General features: G+C 45.5%; 13 protein-coding genes, 1 tRNA gene and 1 pseudogene. 4 read left to right on the top strand and 11 right to left on the bottom strand.

Annotation, left to right across the window (positions count from 1 at the left end):
- Positions 1–62: 62 nt before the first annotated feature.
- Positions 63–138: transfer RNA gene (locus AACV12_RS17055), tRNA-Ile, on the top strand.
- A 263-nt stretch (positions 139–401) separates the two neighbouring features.
- On the opposite strand, the gene AACV12_RS17050 is transcribed toward AACV12_RS17055, so the two are convergent.
- From AACV12_RS17050 to AACV12_RS17020, 7 genes are all read right to left on the bottom strand, one after another.
- Positions 402–698: a Dabb family protein gene (locus AACV12_RS17050; RefSeq protein ID WP_094123655.1), complete on the bottom strand. Its 297-nt coding sequence runs from the start codon at positions 696–698 to the stop codon at positions 402–404.
- Between the two features lie 144 nt (positions 699–842).
- Positions 843–1,127 (bottom strand): type VI secretion system PAAR protein, encoded by a 285-nt coding sequence (locus tag AACV12_RS17045; protein ID WP_064624360.1) that lies wholly within the window; start codon positions 1,125–1,127, stop codon positions 843–845.
- A 170-nt stretch (positions 1,128–1,297) separates the two neighbouring features.
- Complete coding sequence (locus AACV12_RS17040; RefSeq protein ID WP_170901045.1) at positions 1,298–2,026, bottom strand: hypothetical protein; 729 nt, start codon at positions 2,024–2,026, stop codon at positions 1,298–1,300.
- The gene (locus tag AACV12_RS17035) at positions 2,027–5,284 is read right to left on the bottom strand and encodes a T6SS effector BTH_I2691 family protein (RefSeq protein ID WP_170901043.1); all 3,258 of its coding nucleotides are present in this window, start codon (positions 5,282–5,284) and stop codon (positions 2,027–2,029) included.
- Positions 5,281–6,168, bottom strand: a complete 888-nt coding sequence (gene vasW / locus AACV12_RS17030; protein ID WP_170901041.1) for a type VI secretion system accessory protein VasW — start codon at positions 6,166–6,168, stop codon at positions 5,281–5,283. The genes AACV12_RS17035 and vasW overlap by 4 nt, the downstream gene beginning before the upstream one ends.
- Before the next feature lie 5 nt (positions 6,169–6,173).
- Complete coding sequence (locus tag AACV12_RS17025; RefSeq protein WP_170901039.1) at positions 6,174–8,255, bottom strand: type VI secretion system Vgr family protein; 2,082 nt, start codon at positions 8,253–8,255, stop codon at positions 6,174–6,176.
- Between the two features lie 139 nt (positions 8,256–8,394).
- Complete coding sequence (locus tag AACV12_RS17020) at positions 8,395–8,913, bottom strand: Hcp family type VI secretion system effector (RefSeq protein ID WP_013857791.1); 519 nt, start codon at positions 8,911–8,913, stop codon at positions 8,395–8,397.
- A gap of 303 nt (positions 8,914–9,216) precedes the next feature.
- On the opposite strand from AACV12_RS17020, the gene arfB reads away from it, so the two are divergent.
- Together arfB and AACV12_RS17010 are read left to right on the top strand one after the other, a co-directional pair.
- Positions 9,217–9,630, top strand: coding sequence for an alternative ribosome rescue aminoacyl-tRNA hydrolase ArfB (gene arfB / locus AACV12_RS17015; protein WP_017043428.1), 414 nt, complete (start codon positions 9,217–9,219; stop codon positions 9,628–9,630).
- A gap of 381 nt (positions 9,631–10,011) precedes the next feature.
- A complete protein-coding gene (locus AACV12_RS17010; RefSeq protein ID WP_170901038.1) occupies positions 10,012–11,769 on the top strand; it encodes a lysophospholipid acyltransferase family protein in 1,758 nt (585 codons plus the stop codon).
- 94 nt (positions 11,770–11,863) lie between these two features.
- Here AACV12_RS17010 and AACV12_RS17005 read toward each other — a convergent pair whose 3' ends face one another.
- From AACV12_RS17005 to AACV12_RS16995, 3 genes are all read right to left on the bottom strand, one after another.
- Positions 11,864–15,310, bottom strand: a complete 3,447-nt coding sequence (locus AACV12_RS17005; RefSeq protein ID WP_170901035.1) for an Ig-like domain-containing protein — start codon at positions 15,308–15,310, stop codon at positions 11,864–11,866.
- Positions 15,311–16,346: 1,036 nt separating this feature from the next.
- Complete coding sequence (glmS, locus tag AACV12_RS17000) at positions 16,347–18,179, bottom strand: glutamine--fructose-6-phosphate transaminase (isomerizing) (protein WP_017045440.1); 1,833 nt, start codon at positions 18,177–18,179, stop codon at positions 16,347–16,349.
- Positions 18,180–18,266: 87 nt separating this feature from the next.
- Positions 18,267–19,028: a DeoR/GlpR family DNA-binding transcription regulator gene (locus AACV12_RS16995; protein WP_013857797.1), complete on the bottom strand. Its 762-nt coding sequence runs from the start codon at positions 19,026–19,028 to the stop codon at positions 18,267–18,269.
- A gap of 424 nt (positions 19,029–19,452) precedes the next feature.
- Here AACV12_RS16995 and pykF point away from each other — a divergent pair, with 424 nt between their 5' ends.
- Complete coding sequence (gene pykF / locus AACV12_RS16990) at positions 19,453–20,865, top strand: pyruvate kinase PykF (RefSeq protein WP_026027602.1); 1,413 nt, start codon at positions 19,453–19,455, stop codon at positions 20,863–20,865.
- Positions 20,866–20,968: 103 nt separating this feature from the next.
- On the opposite strand, the pseudogene AACV12_RS16985 reads toward pykF, so the two are convergent.
- Positions 20,969–22,834: pseudogene (locus AACV12_RS16985) on the bottom strand (diguanylate cyclase).
- Positions 22,835–22,957: the final 123 nt, after the last annotated feature.

The following is a 22,957-nucleotide window of genomic DNA, read 5'->3' as shown; positions in this document are numbered from 1 at the left end:
ATTTACCCTATTTTGCGGGTAGACACTCATAACTCCATCCCCTATAATCACACACCTAATTTGGCCCCTTAGCTCAGTGGTTAGAGCAGTCGACTCATAATCGATTGGTCCCCAGTTCAAGTCTGGGAGGGGCCACCACTTTCTCTCCGATAACATCCGTCAAAACCTACAAAGCCAATTAAATCAATACGTACCAAATTATTCAGCATTCATAGTCTCTTGTGACATCAATGATTTAATGTACCATCGAATGTACCAGCGGCTAAATATCGACTGTTCTGGTGGTACATCATGGCGAAAAGAATAGCCCCTTAGCTAACACTCAAGCCAAACAAGCTAAAGAATCTAGAGTCCATCCTACCCAACATAGGGTAAGCGCCTCTAGGATTATTGGCTTGTGACTAAATCGAATAATCGAAAACGATGATCTCTTCGAGCAAAGGACGAAAGACATCCTTTAGCGCGTTATGCTCTGGATGAGGTAGGTAATTTTGGCGCCCTTGCTCATCGCTAAATGTCATTAAAACGCTGTGAGTATAACCTTGGTTTTTACCTTCAGGGCTGTCGTTCACGCCCCACTCAACAGCAGCGACCCCCTCAATTTTCTCTGGCATGGCTTCAAACAGCGACTTGAGCTGTTGGATGTCGGCAGGCTGAGCTTGTGGTTTGAATTTGATTAATAAGATATGGCGGATCATTGTTCGCTCCGTTTCTGTCTGTAGAATTTCTTTTCATAAAGAGGTATAACGCTGGCTCACTGGTGCTAAAAGTGCTGCGCTTAAAACAATAAAGCGGCACTCAAGGTTTGAAGCGCCGCTTTATTGATTAAATGGGTTACAACCTTAACCGATATTGACCGATGAGCCACCAATAATTACGCCACCGCAGTCAACGGCATCGCCGACTCGCGCGGCGGGCTTGCCATCAATCATAACGCTACCCGAGCCCCCTTTAATTGCTCGCGGGTGGCTTGGGTTTTGCGGCTTATCATGAGGCTCTAGCGGGTCCCCCTGCCTTGCCACCGCTTTGCCATCAATTTTTACCGTCGGTGACCCAGCGGTGATCGGCGTAGGAGGAAAACCATCATGATCGGATCCGATATCTCCTACTAATGCACCATTTGCCATTGATTTGCTCCTTATCAGATTCGTTGATTAAGCTTGTTGCGATGTTGCTTTTACCCTAATTTTATCGGCTAGTGACACACCATCAACACCACTAAACAGCCAAAAGTGAGCTGTACGCAGCAGACACAAATTAGAGTACAAAAGTGCCGCTGGTGTGAAAAACCTTTAAGCTATTCCTCTTTTAATTCTTGATTAAAGATAGGATGCTTGTACTGATCGTTAACTCGCTGTAACGGAAGATAGTCGACATTATTATGAATACTCTTCACGAGCTCAATAAAACGTGTTTTTTCATCAAAGGAACTAAAAAAAAGTGTTCTACTAAATCGAGGATGTCTTCTGCTTTCGGAATTCAATTTCACCATCTTTTCTTTGATCGGATCAAAAAGGATCAATTGTTCAGCAAAATAAACATCTTTTTGATGTACGGTGGGATGGAAGTTGGTTAAACCAAAGGCCAGCAGGGCAAAACCGCCCGCACCGACAAACGCTAACGGGCCAACGACGGCTAAGGCCAGCAAACAGACCGCAATCCCCACCCAAGCAAAACCTCGTACAAAAGTGTAGGCCGCATCCGGGATCACTTCTTGATCGGTATAATGCACACCCGCTTGCGTTAAGCTGTAACAATAGCGGTGGTCGGGCATAAAAAGATATCTGGCCGCAGCCATGCCCGCCAGACTAAAGCCGATAAACCCCCAAAACTCTTTACTATTAAATTGAATATCTGCAAAAAAAATAAATGGCCAAAGGGGAACAATACCAGCAGAGATTGCCCCCAAAACGCGAAATATTTCGGCTCTTCTTTCTCCGTAAGCCACACTCTCCCATTGATAAATAACCTCACTGCTGTGTAAATTTGCTTTTAACTGCTCTAACTCATCTTTATCAATTAACATTTAACCCTTTCCTACAACGAGATTTCTTGTGGCAATATCATTCGCCTCTGCAGATTGTAAATCCAATTCTCCGGCGCGAGTTCCGCGGGCGCAAAATTTGAGACGCTGTTCCTGGACCCAGCGCAGGGGCAGTTCAACGCAAACTCCAACAGTATCCTTCTTACTGCCACCCAATGTGATGCGATACACTGGCTGCTCATCTTCAATACTCCATTTACCCTGTTGTTCATCAATCAAGATCAGAGGATTTGCCGATTGGGTTCGGTAGGAGTACCCCTCTTGTGGTGGTAAACGCGTGATTTGCAGCCCAATGGTTTGGCCTTGCATATAAGAGGGTAACACGAGTTCCAACTGCCACTGCATAGTCGGTCGGTACGTTTGATAACTGGGTGTCTTGGTGGGAACTGGCATTAAACGAATATTTGGTTGGTGGAGAAGGCGCTCTAACTCGGTCAATTCTTGGCCCACCGACCAATAAGTACTCTCTTTCCCCCACGTCGATTTTGATAACCAAATTTCTAACTCTGAGCGTTTAAACACATTGGTCAAAATCACCCCGATCAAATAGACAATACCAATCACAGCAAAACCGGCGAGCATCCAACCTGCAGAAATCGCAGCTATGGAGGCTCCACCAATTCCACTACCTAAGAGTGTGAAAAACTGAATATAAAAAATAATTCCCTGTGCTCCCGTTGCTCCAGCTTTTAACAAATAACCGAAGCGTTCAAGATCGGTTTTACTGCTGTCATTAAACTTACCCCAGCTTTCCCATGTTTCTAATGCGCTGGCAATCATGCCAACGGTAGCCACCAAGGCGATGGATTTAGAAAAAGTTTTTAGGGCATCTTTGGCTTTAAGGCTGGATGCCTCACCTAATGCTTCTTTTAGTGATTTATCCAAAAGCTCATATTTAACAATCGTCTTCCAAGCGCGCCCAGCACTGATGGCACCGGCGGCCACAATGGTATAGCCAGTGGCATAAATGGCTTCGCCCAACGCCGGATTCTTCGAAGGATCCCAACTGGGGTATTGTGCGACCTTACCGCGGATATTCTCCAAAACCGCCATGGTATTCCATAGGTTCAGTGCAAACAGCAAGCCCCCTAATCCACCCAGTTTTTGACTCACCGATGCGCTACTGGTTTTGACGTTTTTCGATAGCGCGCTCAGTTTCTCATTTACCGACTGCTGAAAAGTGTTCATCACCGCTTGGTTTTTGAGCGTCAGCATCATCGGCAGTTCACTACTGAGTAATTGCCCTAGCTTACGTTGTGCGGATTGCGCGGTCGCAATTTGATGGTTTTTCGGGCTCACATTACCGGGCTTGAGTTCCAGAGCATTATTCATCTCTTGCAAGATGGCATTCAACTTAGTCTCAAATTGCTTAATCTCAGCCGCATACTTGGGGTTATGTTGCAACACCGCCTCTTCTCGTACTAGGCTTTCCACTAATAATAAGCGAAGGTTAGCCAGCAAACTGGGCGTTCCTCCTTTGGGCTGAGTCTGATAAGGAAACAGCAACTCCATCACCACTTGCCAACTCTCTTTAGCTTGATTGGCTACCGCTTTTTGCAGTGCACCAAAACTCGATTGAACGGGTTCAATCCATGTCTTAAACCATGCTTTTTCCCGAATGCGGCCATCTCCCGTGAAAGTATCCCAGTTTGCGATCGCGGCCGAAAACGCCACCATATCACTAGGATTACCGGTAGAGAGAAAGGAGGTGCTAAAACCTTGGATGTGGCTGTTAATGGCTTGATTCGCCTGCAGAGAAAAGCCTGTTGACGCGAGCGCCATGAGGTTTTTCGGTGAATCAAAACTGAGCTCTTTTTTGAGGGTCTCAAGCGCTTTCTCATCATGATTGACTTGCGTAACTGCCACTAGAAATTGGCTAATTAACGCTAACAAATACGCTTGCTGGATCTCATCTTGGTTATCTATACCAAGTAGAATCGGGTCAAGGCCAAGCTGGTTGAAGGCAGACATAAACTGCGCATAGTGCTGTTTAATCTGTTCATCCAATCCTTTGAGTTGGGTGTAATGCTCCACCAAAAAGTTATCTAAATCCGCCCAGCGCACTTCATCGTTAAAACCGTTGTCTTTTTTGCGCCACTTGCGCATCTGAGCACTGGTGGGTTCAAAACGATAGAGTGTTTTCAATTCCGCCAATTGCTGATCCGCTTGCTGCTGCATGGGGGAAAGCGCCTTTGATGGCGTGATCCCTTCACTGGCTAATTGGCTAAATTCCATTTCGGCTAATTCAGCCGTAGCCCAATATTCAGTAATGGCTCTTTCTAACTCTAAAATACGGATAGGATCTTGTTTTACAAAATCGGGAATTTCTTTTTCTTCAAGACGAATTCGGCCTAATGTGCGTGTCAGCTCTGCCATCTGCATTTTATGCTGTTGCGTTTCATCACCAACCGCTTTAGTTCGCTTTGCCACTTGGGTAGTAAAAGTAACAAATAAATCTGACACATCCGCTAAAGGGTCATTCAGCGCCACAAATAAACCGCAGTTTTGCTCCGGCAAATCTTGCAAATAATCACTGCAGCTCACCACCGCTTTGTCGGCAACGAATTTGAATTCCGTACCTTTCACCGCTTCTTCACTTTTCTCTACCGGTAATGAAGGGGTACAGGTATCTTTAAAAATATCCTGCTCAGCTGGCGTCCCGATGTCCGCCACATAGTCTTCAAGATACTGAGCAAAATGCGCATGAGGGTGAGTACCATTGGACTCAAACTGTTTAAGGCTCACTTTTCGCATCACAGCATGACGGCTGCTGGTATTGGAGCGCATATGCTCACACACTCGCCACGTCCATCGTTGATGCGCATAACCGATAGAGAGCGTGTGCTGGGCGGGATAGAGTAAACAGCTTTTGCTTTCACCTTTTGAGCCGCGCTCGTGAGTGGGTTTGCTTGCCTCATCGTCAGACCACTCAATTTTGGTCAAGGTGCTGCCAACGACTTCATATTCGTGCAGTGTTTTTGCTGTTTCATCATAGACATAGAGCCAGCCATCACGCAGTTGCCTTAAGGTGTAGCTACGCTGCTTGGTAGAGAATTGACCTTTCCACTGTCGATCAGCTTTGGGTAAAGGGTGTAATGCTTGACCTTGCTTATCATAAACATCAAAGGCATAACGAACAGGAATTATCCCTATTAACGGCTGTTTAAAAGGACATGCACTGGCTGGATTTTGCGCATCATTGGTCTGCCCTGTTTTCGCAGCTTGATTGGGATTACTCATCCTTGAACCTCCTGTGATGATTGTGAATAGTGATAAGCCAGCTCTGCGGCAGCTTCAATGCGTTGCGAAGGCGTACGACTTGAAGCCTGATGCAACAAAGGATCAATCTCGGGATACTTCCCTTTTTCAAGAGCATCAACGCCTAAAAACCCCAACACATTAAAAAACAGCATTAAATCTCGCTCACTGCTAAAGCCCTGCTGGTAAGCCCATTGAGCATGACGATGAAATAATTCAGGGTCAGACTGCCACTGCTGCGCTAAATCCGGAAACCACTGCTGCACATGCCGCTCGACCGTTTCTAAGGTATTAAGCCATGTGATGTTGCCAAGCCGTTGCCACTGCTCATCGGTTAACTTGAATCGCACAGGAGTGTCCTGAGTCTCCGTCAGTTCTGGTCGTTGCACATATTGCCAACCTTGACGTGTCGGCAACCAAGCTCGATTGATCACTTTCCACAGCGGTTGGCATTGGGTACTCAAAAGTACATACGCACATTCACTGTTCGCCATTTTAAGAAACACCGTTGAACCATAAGGGGATTCCACTTGGATCAAACGACGCAGTTGTTCAGCAATCTCTTCAATAGAGTCTAAAGAAGCAAAAAAGAACCCAGCTAACCCCTGATTCTGCTCAAGGAACCAGGTTTTAACCGTATCCGTTGCTAACACGAGATAAGGAGACACCTCTTTAAGCTGCTCAAAGGGCGGAAAAAGGTACAAAGGCTCCAAAACCAATTCACCCGATAGATGATACAAGGCTTGTGCTAGATGGCTGATTTGAGCACCATCAACCAAAAGGTAAAGCCTTTCTTGTGTATCCATTTCCATCTCTGGAACCGAGCTCACCCAGTTATGCACGACAATGGAATTTGTTGAACGCATTAATTTCACTTGGCCTCTTCACACACTTCACACACAGGTGCAGGACCTTTGAGTGCTTCAATTTGTCGCGCCTTAAGTAAAGGTGACATGGATTGCTGAGTGGGAGTTACCGCTGCTAGCTCAATATCTTGCGGCGTTTTGGCTTCATCAACCCCTTGTGGCAACGCCGCTACAACACCGCCATAACCCGAGCCGCTGCCTGCGCTGCCGCCAGAGTTGAGGTTGATCGCAGGCCCGACTAGGTGCACGCCGCCGCCATCCACTTTGATAAAACTGCCCGCAGCTTTGATGGTGATCTCATTACCTGCATCTAACACCAACTTATTGCCTGCTTTAAGGTGCACTTCATTACCTGAGTCAAAAACCGTTTTTTCACCGATTTTTTGGTGCAGTGAACCACCCACATCAAGGCTACGATCTAACGCTATTTTCTGACGGCTTTCGCCCTCAACCGTTAGGTGTTGGTTATTTTTGATGTGGCTGAACTGGTCGTTATCCACTGTCAGGTGTTTATCGTGTTTGATGTGTGTGGTGGCATCATTAAGCACTAGCGCTTCATAGTCTTTTTGCGCATGCAGGTAGATTTTCTCTTGCCCTGCTTGGTCTTCAAAACTCAGCTCATTAAAGCCTTCACCTTGATGCGTTTCACTGCGCAGTACGGTTTTGGTTTTGTTATCTGGCAGTGTGTAGGGCGCTTTATTGGTGGCGTGATAAGCGCGGCCCGTGACGATGGGTTGATCCGGATCACCGTTTAAAAAATCGACAATCACTTCATGGCCAATTCTTGGGATAGCCATCATGCCATATTGGCTACCCGCCCAACCTTGCGACACCCTCACCCAACATGAACTGTGTTCATCGCCGTTAGAATATCTGTCCCATGGGAAATGCAGTTTAACGCGGCCATACTCATCGCAGAAGATCTCTTCGCCATCGGGGCCAACCACATGGGCGATGCATGGGCCATCCACTTGCGGCTTCGTGTGCGGTGTTGCACGCCACGTTACATCGGCCGGGATCAAGGTAAATTGGTTACTGTAGGTTGTTGCACCGCTACCGCCAGACTCTTCTAATGCTTGCGGCTGCCGGCCTTGATGGTTTACTTGCACCACAACCCAATCTCGGTTCACGCTGTCGTCTAAATGTTCGGCCAAATCAAACAGGGTTCCGGCTTGCAAACGCGCTTCATTGCTTTGGCCTTGTGCGGTACGCGCCTGCCTTCTTAAGTACTCTAAACGAATTTGGTTAAACGCTTTGCCGCTCTCATCGTCTTTAAATCGACCCGGGAAATCAAAATGTTCATAGTGGGTCTGCTGGTAATCCATCGCGGTGCCGAGTGCACTTTGCTTAAAACCGTAAGTCGGTTTTTTAAAGCTGTAATCCGCCAATTGGCTTTCCGCCACTTGCGATTGCGTATGGCTGATTAAGTTGGAAATGTAAGGCGTATCAGCGATACCACCGGACAGCACATTGTAAGGGATCGGCGTATCGAGCTTCGTTAAGCTTTGGCTGTCGTCACTGAAAATGAGGGTATGTTTACCTTCTTCGTGTAGGAGGTGATAGACCAAACCCTCTTCGGCGGCTAAGCGGTGTAAAAAGTGGATATCGGTTTCACGGTACTGTACGCAGAATTCGCGCTGAAGACATTCTCGTTTAAGTGCGAAGGCATAGTCGTCAATGCCCATCTCTTGCAGCACAATGGAAAGAATTTCAGGTACGGTTTTAAGCTGGAAGATGCGGCTATTTTGGCGCAGCGACAAGCGCTCTAATGCAGGTACTAAAGTGAGTGAGTAAAAGGTGTGATGATGACCAATATCGCCTTTACTAAACTGGCGCACGATGCCATGCACGCGCTGCACCACCCCGCCATTACGAAAAACCGTTAGCTGAGCCGTTTTGTCGACGACATCGATTGCACTCAAAGTTGATTGACGGCTTGCTAGCTCAATGTGGTAACGAAACCCATAACAAGGCTCGCCATTGGCCAGCACACTCTCCGATAAGGATTCTTGTCCTTGGTATTCTCGCACCACAAATGCATCGTCGGCGAGCCCGTCAACCTTTAACGTAAAATTCAGCGTGGCCATCTTCCATCCTCTTTACACTAGAAACAGCAAAGCCTTAAGCAAGTCACACTCATTGAATGCACTTTGCTTAAGGCTAAAAAAGGTGGCTGGCCGGATTGGCTTTGCTTACGCAACATCAGCCAGCCACCCAAATCAAAGCTTACGCTTCTACTGGTTTGCGCCAGTCATCTGAACCTGAAGTACCCGCGTTCACGTGATCCCACAGGATTTTACGGTAAGACATAGAAACCGTAACGTTTTGCGTAAAGTCGCCGTTCGCAGGATCTTGGCAGTGTGGCATTTCGCAGTGAATATCGACGATAGACGCACTTTCAAGTTTAGTGGTGAAGAAGTTCTCTTGTTTACCTTCGATAGACGTGCGGTACCATTTTAGCTCAACCGATTTCATCTTCTCGCCAGACGCCAACGCGTTATAAAGAAGAGGAACCGCTTTATTTAGCGCAACGGTGAATTTGAATGGTTTATGAACACGTTGACCAGAAGGCTGACCTGATTGTGGGTCAGTCGGTACTGTCACAACGTGGTCAAACATTTGAACCAACATTTGATCTTCATGACCTTCAACGAAAGCATCGCCGATAGAGTCAGTAGAAAGAGCGCCAGCAGTGATGAGACCCTGAGTTTCGCCTTCGATAGAGATATAACATGGAGTTGGCATGACTTAATCCTTATTCAGTAAGAAAAAGCGATGGAAATTGCATCGCGTTATGTAATGTTTCTTAAAGCAAAGGGGATGCCAAAACAAAAATAGTTAAATTTCAATCAATTAGATTATAAGCTTTCATTTTCGAGCAAGAACTTGCTCGTCCGGGTAGAAACTTGCTCGTATCAAGCAATTTTTCGCTGCGATTTCGCAATACGTCACTCTGTATCGCTTTTCCTAATCTAGCCACAATCTGCGGTAGATAACCTTAGCCACCTCAACTAGAATGCGGATTGAACACATTTTTACTTTGGTTGTATGCTCAAACTATCCAACACTATTGAACTGGCAGACTGGGAAATCGAACTTACTGCGATTCGTGCAGCCGGAAATGGCGGGCAAAACGTCAATAAAGTCTCCAGTGCGATCCACTTACGTTTTGACATCAGACGCTCAACGTTACCGGACATCTACAAACAAAAATTACTCGAAAGACCAGATTCCAGAATGACCAAAGAGGGCGTTATTGTCCTCAAAGCGCAATCTCACCGCACCCAAGAGCTGAATAAAGAAGATGCACTCAAACGTCTCAAAGAGATTATTCTTTCTGCGATGGTGATAGAAAAACCGCGCCGGGCAACCAAACCGACAAAAAGCTCTCAACGTCGGCGAGTTGACGAGAAAAAACGGATAGCGGCCAATAAATCATTGCGCGGTAAAGTCTCTTTTTAAATGAATGGATTGGCAGCAAGGCAAAATAAAGAAGAAAAGAAATAAGCAACCTCGCGCTAAAAACAGCAACGGGAGCACGAAGCTCCCGTCTATTCCAGATCAGCAAAACAAAGGTTCAATTGACATTTTTATATTTTTTACAGCCATTACAAGCTAACACCAAAAATGTCGCATCAACACAAATTTGCTTCATTTTGTGAGCAATAAATTATTTAGTTTTACTAAAAAATCATTGTTGCATCCAAGATTCTAATTTATCTCCAGTTTGAGACGGATTTCATTAAACTGTAAAAAAAGAGCCATCAATTACTCACTTAATCGCAGCCAGATTGTCATCTTCCCTCTCTAGCATAAGCACAAAGCATAAAATGCGAGGTTGCTATGCTCACGATAAGCCCTTTTAAATTACCGAGAAAAACGCCGTTTGGACTAGGCGAACACTTCACTGAGTGGGCGACAGGCCTAACTCGTTTAGATAAGTTTTATGCACAACGCCCACCCCATTGCGATACCGCAACATTTTTGCGTTTTACGTTAGAGGTATTGGGTATTGACTACCAAGTGGTGAAAGGATCATTAGCTCAAGTTCCCACTCAAGGCGCGACAGTCGTTGTTGCAAATCACCCACTTGGTTGTGTGGAAGGCGTTATTCTGGCTGAGATGCTGCTTTCAATTCGCTCAGACGTGCAGATATTAGCCAATCACTATTTAAAAACCGTACCAGAGTTAGATTCGCTGTTCATTGGTGTGGATGTTTTTGAAGACAAAGCCGCGCAAAAAGCGAATATGCAAGCCTTGAGAGCCGCCAATAAACACCTTGCTCAAGGAGGGCTACTATTGATGTTTCCTGCGGGCGAAGTGTCACAACTGGTTGATAGTAAAACGCAGAAACTGGAAGACAAACAGTGGAGCCGTTCAGTCAGCCGACTGATACAAAAGCATCAAGCGACGGCGTTACCAGTGTTCATCAACGGGCAAAATTCGAAACGCTTTTACATGGCTGGAAAAATCCACCCGCTACTAAGAACGTTAATGTTGGGCCGTGAACTGCTCAATAAAAAGCATCAGCGTATCGAAATCGCCATTGGCGATGCGATCAATCATAAAGAAATCCAACATCTGTGTGATGAGACGCTGGTCAGCTATTTAAGGCTCAACACCTACCTTTTAAGTCACATCAACCCAACCAAGCGCAATAAAACCAATGATGAGCCGTTACAACCCATTGCACAGCGGCTCCCCCTAAGCGCTTTGTTACACGATATTGAGCAGCTTTCTTTTTCTGATCATCTATTAAGGCATAACGAATTCGATGTGTATTGTACCAGCGCAGAAAACATCCCCTCGTTACTGCACGAAATAGGACGAGTGCGAGAGCACAATTTCAGGCTAGTAGGTGAAGGCACTGGCACCGAGCTCGATATCGATCAATACGATCGCAACTATCTGCATCTATTCATTTGGGATCGCGAAGCACAGAAATTGGTCGGAGCTTACCGTTTAGGCTTAGTCGACCGTATTGTGCCGATAAGCGGTATTGCAGGTTTGTACTCACGAACGCTGTTTCAGTATGACCACCGCTTTCTCAATACCATAGGTAATGCAATTGAAATGGGGCGTTCAGTCGTCGACATCGAGTATCAAAAAAGTATGGCTCCGCTATTGCTGCTTTGGAAGGGAATCGCAACCTATGTGCACCGAAACCCGCACTATACGCACCTATTTGGACCCGTAAGTATCAGCAATGATTACAGTGAAAGTGCGCGCCGTTTATTAGCCGACACAATGACGCAGCACTACTACAATAACCAACACGCCCATTTGGTAGAGGCAAGTAACCCACTCCCCAAGCAACAAGCCCCTTGGAATGCCAGTTTGCTGAGTGCATTGGCTGATTTACAGCTGCTTTCAAAAGTGATTGCTCGGTTGGATGAAGGGAAGAGCGTACCAGTGCTACTGCGTCAATACCTCGGTTTAAATGGCAAGTTAGTCAGTTTTAACGTAGACCCTGATTTTAATGATTCGTTAGATGGCTTGATTGTGGTCGATTTACGCAACGTTCCGGTGCGCAGCTTAAGCCGCTACATGGGCACCAAAGAAGCATACGAATACCTCACCCATCACGCGCCTAACCCTTGAAAAGGTTGAGCCGCTTTATTGACAAACTCTTCGGGTAAAAAAAGCGCCAGTCATTACTCTGGCGCATAAAAATTAAAACGTTAAACCCTAAATGCTAAGGATTTGAGACGCAGGATACGTAGAGAATGGCGGTTGGAGAGGCGGAGACGGGAATACCATCGCTAAGGAGCAGCGTGTCATGGTTAACAGGATTAGAAAGATCAGTTGTCTTCGACCAGTACCAGTAGTCGGTCGGCCAACTGCGCGCGTTAAACATGTTACCGAATCCAACGTACAGTTCGTTAAGCAACTCATCACTTTCTGCTAAGCGCCAGTTAGTTCGCCCTCCGAGATTCTGAGCATTGTAGATCTCACACAGTGCGTTTGCATTATCCCATTTGAATCGGTAGAAATCACCTATTGGACCATCAATTCCGGTTTCAGTAGTGACATCATTTGCTATTGTACTTCCACCAATACTATTTAAGTAAGCCACTGATGGTGAGTTGGTAAATAATGTCCCGCTACCTATATCGAAGATATCAATACATACACCAGCTAAGTCAGCACACACATTCACATTCACTTGGTTACTGGCAATGCCATCCTCGATGGCGGTTACCGTTGTAGAGCCCACTTCGACACCAGTAAGCAAACCATCCAACGTCACCGTAGCGGTATTGGTATCGACTGACATCCACGTCACTGACTTGGTGACAGAAGATGAAGTGCCATCACTGTACGTCGCCGTGGCGGTTAACTGTCCGTTTAGACCTTTCGCCACATTGACCGTAGTAGGCGTCACTTGAATCGCAGTAATCACAGCCGAAGAGACAGTGACATTCACCGAGTTACTGATACCATTCTTGGTGGCTGTTACGGTTGTAGAGCCCACTTCAACACCAGTGATCAAACCTGTTGAGGTCACCGTTATTGTATTGGTATCGGCTGGTGTCCACGTCACTGAGCTAGAGATGTCAGAGGAAGTCGTATCACTGTACGTCGCAATGGCCGTTAACTGTTCAGTCTGACCTTTCGCCACACTGACAGGAGAAGGGGTCACTTGAATCGCAGTAATCACAGCCGAGGAGACAGTGACATTGACCGCATTGCTGGCAATGCCATCCTTGGTGGCGGTTACCGTTGTAGAGCCCAGTTCGACACCAGTAAGCAAACCATCCAACGTCACCGTGGCGGTATTGGTATCGCCTGACGTCCACGTCACTAAGCTAGAGATGTCAGAGGAAGTCGTATCACTGTACGTCGCAATGGCCGTTAACTGCTGAGTTTGACCTTTCGCAACATTGACCTGTGAAGGCGTCACTTGAATCGCAGTAATCACAGCCGAGGAGACGGTGACATTCACCGTGTTACTGGTAATGCCGTCCTTGGTAACTGTCATGCTCGTAGAACCCACGCCAACACCAGTGATCAAACCTGTTGACGTTACCGTTGTTGTGTTGGTATCGGCTGGTGTCCATGTCACTGAGCTAGAGATGTCAGAGGAAGTCGTATCACTGTACGTCGCAATGGCCGTTAACTGTTCAGTCTGACCTTTCGCAACATTGACCTGTGAAGGCGTCACTTGAATCGCAGTAATCACAGCCGAAGAAACAGTGGCATTGACCGCATTGCTGGCGATGCCATCTTTGGTGGCGGTTACCGTTGTAGAGCCCACTTCGACACCAGTAAGCAAACCATCCAACGTCACCGTGGCGGTGTTGGTATCGGCTGGTGTCCATGTCACTGAGCTAGAGATGTCAGAGGAAGTCGTATCACTGTACGTCGCAATGGCCGTTAACTGCTGAGTTTGACCTTTCGCAACATTGACCTGTGAAGGCGTCACTTGAATCGCAGTAATCACAGCCGAAGAGACAGTGACATTCACCGCATTACTGGCAATGCCATCTTTGGTGGCGGTTACCGTTGTAGAGCCCACTTCGACACCAGTAAGCAAACCATCCAACGTCACCGTGGCGATATTGGTATCGGCTGGTGTCCACGTCACTAAGCTAGATATGTCAGAGGAAGTCGTATCACTGTACGTCGCAATGGCCGTTAACTGTTCAGTCTGACCTTTCGCAACATTGACCTGTGAAGGCGTCACTTGAATCGCAGTAATCACAGCCGAGGAGACAGTGATATTGACCGCATTGCTGACAATGCCATCTTTGGTGGCGGTTACCGTTGTAGAGCCCACTTCGACACCAGTAAGCAAACCATCCAACGTCACCGTGGCGGTGTTGGTATCAGCTGGTGTCCATGTCACTGAGCTAGAGATGTCAGAGGAAGTCGTATCACTGTACGTCGCAATGGCCGTTAACTGTTCAGTCTGACCTTTCGCAACATTGACCTGTGAAGGCGTCACTTGAATCGCAGTAATCACAGCCGAGGAGACAGTGACATTGACCGCATTGCTGACAATTCCATCTTTGGTGGCGGTTACCGTTGTAGAGCCCACTTCGACACCAGTAAGCAAACCATCCAACGTCACCGTGGCGGTATTGGTATCGACTGGTGTCCACGTCACTGAGCTAGAGATGTCAGAGGAAGTCGTATCACTGTACGTCGCAATGGCCGTTAACTGTTCAGTCTGACCTTTCGCAACATTGACCTGTGAAGGCGTCACTTGAATCGCAGTAATCACAGCCGAGGAGACGGTGACATTCACCGTGTTACTGGTAATGCCATCTTTGGTAACTGCCATCGTCGTAGAACCCACGCCAACACCAGTGATCAAACCTGTTGACGTCACTGTTGCTGTATTGGCATCGGCTGGCGTCCACATCACTGAGTTGGTGACAGAAGATGAAGTACCATCACTGTACGTCGCAATGGCCGTTAACTGCTGAGTCTGACCTTTCGCAATATTGACCTGTGAAGGGGTCACGGTAATCTCAGTGATCTCCGCTGAGCTCACATTGACCGTCACCTCGTTACTGGTCACACCGGCCTTCGTGGCAGTGAGGGTTGTACTGTTCTCTTCAACCCCGGAGATCTGACCACTATCGGTCACCATTGCCGTGTCGGTATCCATTAGTGTCCACGTAACAGAATTCGTCACTTCAGAGGAAGTACCATCACTGTACATCGCCATCGCAGTCAACTGCTGAGTTTGACCTTTCGCGACCTTCACTGGCGAAGGCGTGACTGTAATCTCGGTGATCTCCGCTGAGCTCACGTTAACCGTCACCTCGTTACTGGCAATGTCGCCACTAGAGGCATGCACGGTCACCACACCAGGCGCATTACCAGTAATGATGCCCGGTGCATCAAAAAGAACCACATCCAAGTCGCTTGCATGCCAATCAACCGCATTTGAATCCGTTAATATGCGAGACGAGCCATCAGAGTAGTTACCAACGACCTCGAAAGGCTGCTTATTACCTACCGCAAGCGTCAGTTGACTCACTCCTCGCGTTGTTAATGGTGACGCTGTAATATCTATGCGTTCTAATTTCACTGTTGGTTCAGAAGACACATCGTCTGAATTACAGCCTGTCAACAGCATCAATAGAGGTAATACTATTAGCGCAAATAAACCTTTAAAAAATTTAGTCATAATACGACCTACTCTTGAAGTTGAAGCTGAAAGTTGGGGATGGTAATTTCAATTCTGAAATTTTGAGATCCTCCTTCGGCAGTTTGGTCATCTGCAGCCTGCCTTCTGCGCCACAAGTTGAGCGCATTAGGTGCACCTAATGCGCTGATTAAAATTAAATATTTTTTCATTTTCATTAAGATAGATTAATCGAATTAAAATTAAGGGAGATAAGACGAGGGGATAATACGATTATTTTATTATCTATGGTTGTAAGATTATTCCGAAAGCACAGACATCATTAGCTCGGAAGTGCGGTATTGTTGAGCAAATCATTGAACAATCAGCCACTCCCCACAGATTGAGCGATTTAACGACTAGCCCCCAAGACGGCATCCTCAAGGTCGGCATTTTATTCATCGCCTTAACTTCTGGCCAAGGCATCACCAAGCTAGGGATTGTAATCTCTCAAGCTCAATTTCGGTCTTATCAGTTGTTTATATGCAAGGTATTGGCGGTGTGGTTATCTATATGGACGAGTGGTGACAGTAACGTGGCTTCCTCAGCCTTAATCGCTCTCTAATGCTCTACGCTTAGTCTGTTATATGCCAATTCTAACTGGGGTTGAAAGTGTTGATTGTCGGCGGAGGGTACGCCAATCAGGGCGAGAAAATACTGTTCTAATTAATGAGGTTGGCCATCAATATGCACCTCAAGAGGCGCGTTTCCATTTCACTAGCTGTCGATTACAGTCGAATAATGATTCAACCTCTTTAAGCAGTAAAGTAAATAAACAGACTTTACTGTAACTGATCAAACATTAGTGTCTTCCAACAATAATGTTTGATCAGAATATAGAGTTTTAAAGATGATTAACCATTATTTAAAATACTTGATTACATAACAATTATCACTATTTTAAAAAATTAATCCTTTCTATTAATACAAAAAAGTTAACAGATCACTTTTATTCAAACTTGATGGTAAGCGATCAGACTTTATTGTGATTAATTAAACTTTAATATGCTCCGACAATATGTGCTCTAACCACCTTGTATCACTCAACCGTTACGGCTTTGGCCAAGTTACGAGGTTGATCGACATCCGTACCTTTGATTAAAGCAACATAGTAAGAAAGAAGCTGCATTGGAATGGTGTAGTAGATCGGCGCGGTAATTTCACTCACGTGTGGCATGGTGATGATTTTCATTGTTTCATCAGCCGCAAAGCCTGCGTCTTGATCGGCAAACACATACAGCAAACCGCCACGAGCACGCACTTCTTCAATGTTCGATTTTAGCTTCTCTAACAGCTCGTTATTTGGTGCAACCACAACAACGGGCATATCAGCATCAATCAGCGCTAATGGGCCGTGCTTTAATTCTCCCGCCGCGTATGCTTCAGCATGAATGTAAGAGATTTCCTTCAGCTTTAATGACGCTTCAAGCGCGATAGGATAAAACTCACCACGACCTAGGAATAGAGTGTGGTGTTTATCTGCGAAATCTTCAGCCAGTGCTTCAATCTGCTTTTCATAGGCAAGGGCGGCATTAATTTGTGCAGGCAGTGCATGCAGAGCTTCAACAATTTCCGCCTCTTTTTCTTTATTAATGCACTGCTTTTGTTTACCAAGAGCGGTCACTAACATTAGCAAGGTTGCAAGCTGAGTAGTGAAGGCTTTGGTTGACGCCACACCAATTTCTGTTCCGGCGCGAGTCATGAATGCGAAATCAGATTCACGAACCAGTGAAGAACCCGCCACGTTACAAATAGTCATCGCGGCCATGTAGCCTTTTTCTTTCGCCAAGCGCAAAGCGGCTAAGGTATCTGCCGTTTCACCGGATTGAGAAAGCGTGATCAGCAAGCTATTTGGACGAGTGACAAATTTTCGATAGCGGAATTCAGAGGCAATTTCCACATCGCAACTCACGCCTGCCAATGCTTCAAACCAATAACGCGCTGTCATGCCTGCGTTGTACGACGTTCCGCAAGCGACGATTTGTACATGTTCCACTTGGCTAAGAATTTCGGCAGCGTTCACGCCAATGCTTTCTGTCACTACGCTGTCTTTGGTGATACGGCCTTCCATGGTGTTAATCAATGCCGTTGGCTGTTCAAAGATCTCTTTTTGCATGAAATGACGATATTTACCTTTATCGCCAGCGTCGTGCTCTGCGTTAGATTCGCTAATTTCACGCGTCACCTGTTCGCCGTTTGCAGCAAAAACCGTCACATCGCGGCGCGTAACTTCCGCGACATCACCCTCTTCAAGATACATAAAGCGGCGTGTAACATTCAGCAAAGCTAATTGGTCTGAAGCTAAGAAATTCTCACCGACACCAAAACCGATCACGATCGGGCTACCAGAGCGAGCAACCACAACACGGCTTGGATCTTTGCGATCAAGCACCACAGTACCGTAAGCACCCTCGAGTTGTTTAACCGTTTTTTGCACCGCTTCAAGCAGTGAACTGGCCGTGCGCAGTTCCCACTCAACAAGGTGAGCAATCACTTCAGTATCGGTTTGCGATTCAAAAAGGTAGCCGCGTTCACGCAGAACATCACGTAGCGTTTCATGGTTTTCGATAATGCCGTTATGCACAACCGCAATATCGCCCGACATGTGTGGGTGAGCATTAATTTCGGAAGGTTCACCGTGTGTCGCCCAGCGTGTGTGCGCAATGCCTGTGCCTCCGGCAACATGTTGCTTTTCGACTGCATCGGCTAGCTCTTGCACTTTGCCTAAACGACGAACGCGCGTTAATTGACTCGCACTATCCACCACAGCAACACCGGCTGAATCATAACCGCGGTATTCCAAACGGCGTAGTCCTTCCACTAAAATTTCAGCCACATCTCGTTGTGCTACTGCACCGACGATTCCACACATAAGGTTTTTACTCCATTTTAGATTTATGCTTCATCCCTAAAGCCGCAAGCGAAGGCCTTTATTTAGGAATGGTTGAATAGGGGTTAATTAGGCTCGGATCACTCGCACTTGGTGCGATTCAATCAATGCGGCATCTTGAACGGTTAGATCGTTATCGGTCACTAACACGTCGATATGCTCCCAAGCGAGCTCAAGGTTGGGAATTTTTCGGCCAACTTTGTCTGATTCGATCATCACGATCACTTCTCGTGAGACTTCGGCCATCACTTTGCTCAGGCCAATCAGTTCATTGAAGGTGGTGGTGCCACGTTCAAGATCAATACCGTCAGCGCCAATAAACAGTTGGTCAAAATCGTAAGAACGCAGTACCGATTCAGCCACTTTGCCCTGAAAGGACTCGGAATGGGTATCCCAAGTACCGCCCGTCATTAATAGTGTCGGTTCACTTTCTAGTTCATTAAGGGCATTCGCTACGTGCAATGAGTTGGTCATCACAACCAAACCGCGTTTATCATTCAGTTGCTGAATTAATGCTGCCGTAGTACTACCACAGTCAATAACGATGCGATTGTGGTCTCGAATTAACTTAGCCGCCGCCTTAGCCAGCTTTATCTTTCGATTCGAAACTTTAGGATTAAACTCATCATTGACCACCTCTTTAGGCAGTGCAATCGCACCACCGTAACGGCGTAAGAGTTGACCGTTTTTCTCTAAAGAGGCCAAATCCTTTCTAATCGTCACCTCTGAGGTTTCAAACTGAGCAGAGAGTGCATCAACACTGACCTCACCCTGTTCATTCACAAGGTTAGCGATGGTATGTCTTCTCAGTTGTGTATTTCGTTTCGACATTTATATTTTTCTTCAAGATTACGAATCGAAAGCAATATTAATCGAATCGAAACTTTATTGTCTATTTATTTCGATCTAAAAAATTAATAATTCACGCTAAAACCTTGTCCTAAGACAATTCTTAGGCAGTGATATTGAACTCATTAGGTGGTAGAATTCGCGCCGAAAAGAAAAAAAATTACAGAATTGACTGTTATTCTTTTGCAACTTAACCGATTTAAACTCAATAAGTGGCAAAATAACGCTATAAAATCGACAATGCTTGGTCATAAAATGACTAAACTGTTGAAAGACTTTCAGCTCTAATGTCACAAAATCACATCAATATTGTTGGGTAATAGATAAGAAAAATTGCCGCTTGTGATGACGCTAGAACACTCAACCAACTTCAAATTGTAATCATATTTACCGGAGAGAACCTTCCATGAAAAAGACCAAAATCGTATGTACGATTGGCCCTAAAACTGAATCTGTAGAGAAGCTTACTGAGCTAGTGAATGCTGGCATGAACGTTATGCGTTTGAACTTCTCTCACGGTGACTTCGTAGAACACGGCACTCGTATTGCGAACTTCCGTAAAGTAATGGAAAACACTGGTAAACAGCTTGCGATCCTTTTAGACACTAAAGGTCCTGAAATCCGTACCATCAAACTAGAAAATGGTGATGACGTTGATCTCGTGGCTGGCCAGGATTTCACTTTCACTACTGATGCAACCGTTGTAGGTAACAAAGATAAAGTTGCCGTGACTTACTTAGGTTTTGCTAAAGACCTTACTGTAGGTAACAAAATTTTGGTTGATGACGGCCTGATTGAAATGGAAGTGATTGCAACCACAGAAACTGAAGTGAAATGTAAAGTGCTGAACAACGGCGCGCTAGGTGAAAACAAAGGTGTTAACCTTCCTAACGTTTCAGTGAACCTTCCAGCTCTTTCTGAAAAAGATAAAGCAGACCTTAAATTTGGTTGTGAGCAAGGCGTTGATTTTGTTGCTGCTTCTTTCATTCGTAAAGCTGACGACGTACGTGAAATCCGCGAACTGCTAACAGCAAACGGTGGCGCAGATATCCAAATCATCTCTAAAATTGAAAACCAAGAAGGCGTTGATAACTTCGACGAAATTCTTGAGCTTTCTGACGGTATCATGGTTGCTCGTGGCGACCTAGGTGTTGAGATCCCTGCTGAAGAAGTTATCTTTGCACAGAAGATGATGATCGAAAAATGTAACCGCGCACGTAAAGTGGTTATCACAGCAACTCAAATGCTTGATTCAATGATCAAGAACCCACGTCCAACTCGCGCAGAAGCTGGCGACGTAGCCAACGCGGTAATGGATGGTACAGATGCAGTGATGCTTTCTGGCGAAACAGCAAAAGGTAAATACCCTGTTGAAGCGGTCACTATCATGGCGCAAATCTGTGCTCGTACAGACCGCGTTCTACAAGCTGAGTTGGGTTCTCGTTTAGACAGCCCACGCCTACGCATTACTGAAGCCGTATGTAAAGGTGCAGTAGATACTGCTGAGAAATTGGCGGCTCCACTTATCGTGGTCGCAACTGAAGCGGGTAAATCAGCTCGTTCAGTGCGTAAGTACTTCCCAACTGCGAACATCATTGCTGTAACCACTAACAAGAAAACGGCGGCTCAACTTGTTCTGACTAAAGGTGTAACACCGGTTGTTGTTGATACTATCGACAGCACTGATGCGTTCTACATCAATGGTAAAGAGATTGCACTGGCTTCTGGTCTAGGCAAGAAGGGTGACATCGTAGTGATGGTTTCTGGTGCACTTGTTGCCTCAGGTACAACCAACACAGCTTCTGTTCACGTTCTATAATCGAACGTCGAATAAAAAGCAGAAAAAATCGGGGCTTGCCCCGATTTTTTATTTTCGCTATTTACGCTTTACTTGCCAAACCCATCACTCTTTGTGGTATGCCTTAAGCAAGATCATCACTGCTTTTGCACAGTGAAATTCGATTTCGCCCTAAGGTTTTCGCCTCATATAAAGCAATGTCAGCGCATTTATACGAGCGTTTACCATCTGCGGTTAAGTCAGTAAAGCCAGCGCTGATAGTCACGGTGAGGCTTTGCTCTACCGCTACTCGTAATCGGTCTAGGACAGTCTCGGCTTCTTCTACAGAAGTATGCGGCATAATAATCGCAAACTCTTCACCGCCAATACGTGCCAGAAAATCCGTGGTACGCAATGTTTGGCTCAAAATTTCACCAACTTTAATAATGACGCGATCACCTTCATCATGTCCTTGTTCATCATTCACTCGTTTAAAGTAATCAATATCAATTAAGACGAGACAAACATGATGGCTTTCGGGATAACGTTGAATGATGTGCGTATGATGCTGCAATTCTGCTTCAAATTTACGCCGATTCCATAGCTGAGTTAACGCATCTTTTTCACTCAATTCTCGCAATCGGTTTTCTAAGACTTTGTACTGAGTAATATCGACTAAAGAGGTGATGTAATAACTGACTTTAGTCGCCTCTTTAATCGCTTGAATTCTCATGATGGCGGTTAGAGTCTCACCTTGTGTATTGACCATTTCTACTTCACCTTCCCAGAAATGTTGCTGCGATACCTCTTCAAGCACCTCGAGCATAAACTCCATACCATTTGGACTGAGCAGTAACTTTAATGCGTTACTACCTTTTATCTCGTCAATAGTCAAACCTGTAATCTTTTCAAATTCGCCATTAACCATCATCACTTTGTGCTTTCTGTCTGAGATCATCACTGCAGACATACCATTCAAGGCCGCTCTTGCCAGTTTGCTTTCAATACTTCGATGATGGTAATGCAACGCCATAGAAACCATGGGAAGCGCAAAAATGAGTATAACGAAGAAGACAAAAAAAGCTTCTTTGATTAAATCGTTGACGTCACGCTTCGCTCGATGATCTAATTACTCATCGGTGAGTTGAATCATCAAAAAAACAGGTTTCAATGAAGCAAATTTAAGGGTTTTATAAACCGTAACCTTGCCATTTTCGAATACATAGCCAGAAGGAGTTGTCTGCATCTGCTGCCAAGTTTTCGGTAGCAGAAGTGCAAGATTCTCGTATTGATTGGACGGTAATAAGTCTCCAAATAATTTGGTTTTATCGTTGGAAGACCAATAGAAACCTGAATCGCCGATCAGTTCAGGAGTTAATTGTGGATCACGGACATGATTTAAACGCGAAGATTGTGACCAAATATCAACATTGAGGACTAAATAGCCTTTTCGCTCCCCTAATACGGTAACTGGCGTAATCACACATAGCATCGGCTGTATAGCCGCAGCACTTCGAGCACTAGCCAATGCAATGCCCCAAACCCCCACTTCTCCCTCTGACAGGTTTTCTGCAAAGGCAACATAACCATGATGTGACAGGTCTTGAAGATTTTTTGCACTAGAGGCTAAATGGTTGTCCGCAGAATAATCAATACGAAGTCGCTCATGCCCAGATAAATCCAAAAGTGTAATCGAACTATACCATGTCTGCTTTTCAGCAACAGAAGACCATATATTTTCAAGATGCTGCTGGTTTATCTCTGAAGGAGAAAAAATAAATTCATACAAACTTTGGCTTCGACTAAGCAAATCAATAATGGAACCGACCTGAGCTTTCAACCCCCGATACTGTCGCTCACTTTCATTGAGTTGATCAAACGCCTCCGCTACCGTGTTTTGCGTTGCGTTGTCTTTCACTTCTTGGTAGCGCTGATAGTAATACCCAGTCACTATTGCGCTGAATAAGAAACAAATGATGAGAAGGATGCTGATTATTTTTGTGTATCTCATGACTTGTCTAAATATTAACCCTAAATAGTGATGAGCGGATTATAGCATCTTAAAAAATAGACAAAACAAAAAGCTACCGATTAATAATACAATCAATTTATGGAAGTAAAGGCTCGTTTTTAT

Source organism: Vibrio sp. 2-2(8) (assembly GCF_963888495.1).
GTDB lineage: Bacteria > Pseudomonadota > Gammaproteobacteria > Enterobacterales > Vibrionaceae > Vibrio > Vibrio anguillarum.
This window is presented reverse-complemented; position numbering and strand designations above follow the sequence as displayed.

What these genes read in the sequence shown, in the direction of transcription:
- AACV12_RS17050 (WP_094123655.1), bottom strand. Translation starts at nt 698, where the DNA reads ATGATCCGCCATATCTTATTAATCAAATTCAAACCACAAGCTCAGCCT.
- AACV12_RS17045 (WP_064624360.1), bottom strand. Translation starts at nt 1,127, where the DNA reads ATGGCAAATGGTGCATTAGTAGGAGATATCGGATCCGATCATGATGGT.
- AACV12_RS17040 (WP_170901045.1), bottom strand. Translation starts at nt 2,026, where the DNA reads ATGTTAATTGATAAAGATGAGTTAGAGCAGTTAAAAGCAAATTTACAC.
- AACV12_RS17035 (WP_170901043.1), bottom strand. Translation starts at nt 5,284, where the DNA reads ATGAGTAATCCCAATCAAGCTGCGAAAACAGGGCAGACCAATGATGCG.
- vasW (WP_170901041.1), bottom strand. Translation starts at nt 6,168, where the DNA reads ATGCGTTCAACAAATTCCATTGTCGTGCATAACTGGGTGAGCTCGGTT.
- AACV12_RS17025 (WP_170901039.1), bottom strand. Translation starts at nt 8,255, where the DNA reads ATGGCCACGCTGAATTTTACGTTAAAGGTTGACGGGCTCGCCGACGAT.
- AACV12_RS17020 (WP_013857791.1), bottom strand. Translation starts at nt 8,913, where the DNA reads ATGCCAACTCCATGTTATATCTCTATCGAAGGCGAAACTCAGGGTCTC.
- arfB (WP_017043428.1), top strand. Translation starts at nt 9,217, where the DNA reads ATGCTCAAACTATCCAACACTATTGAACTGGCAGACTGGGAAATCGAA.
- AACV12_RS17010 (WP_170901038.1), top strand. Translation starts at nt 10,012, where the DNA reads ATGCTCACGATAAGCCCTTTTAAATTACCGAGAAAAACGCCGTTTGGA.
- AACV12_RS17005 (WP_170901035.1), bottom strand. Translation starts at nt 15,310, where the DNA reads ATGACTAAATTTTTTAAAGGTTTATTTGCGCTAATAGTATTACCTCTA.
- glmS (WP_017045440.1), bottom strand. Translation starts at nt 18,179, where the DNA reads ATGTGTGGAATCGTCGGTGCAGTAGCACAACGAGATGTGGCTGAAATT.
- AACV12_RS16995 (WP_013857797.1), bottom strand. Translation starts at nt 19,028, where the DNA reads ATGTCGAAACGAAATACACAACTGAGAAGACATACCATCGCTAACCTT.
- pykF (WP_026027602.1), top strand. Translation starts at nt 19,453, where the DNA reads ATGAAAAAGACCAAAATCGTATGTACGATTGGCCCTAAAACTGAATCT.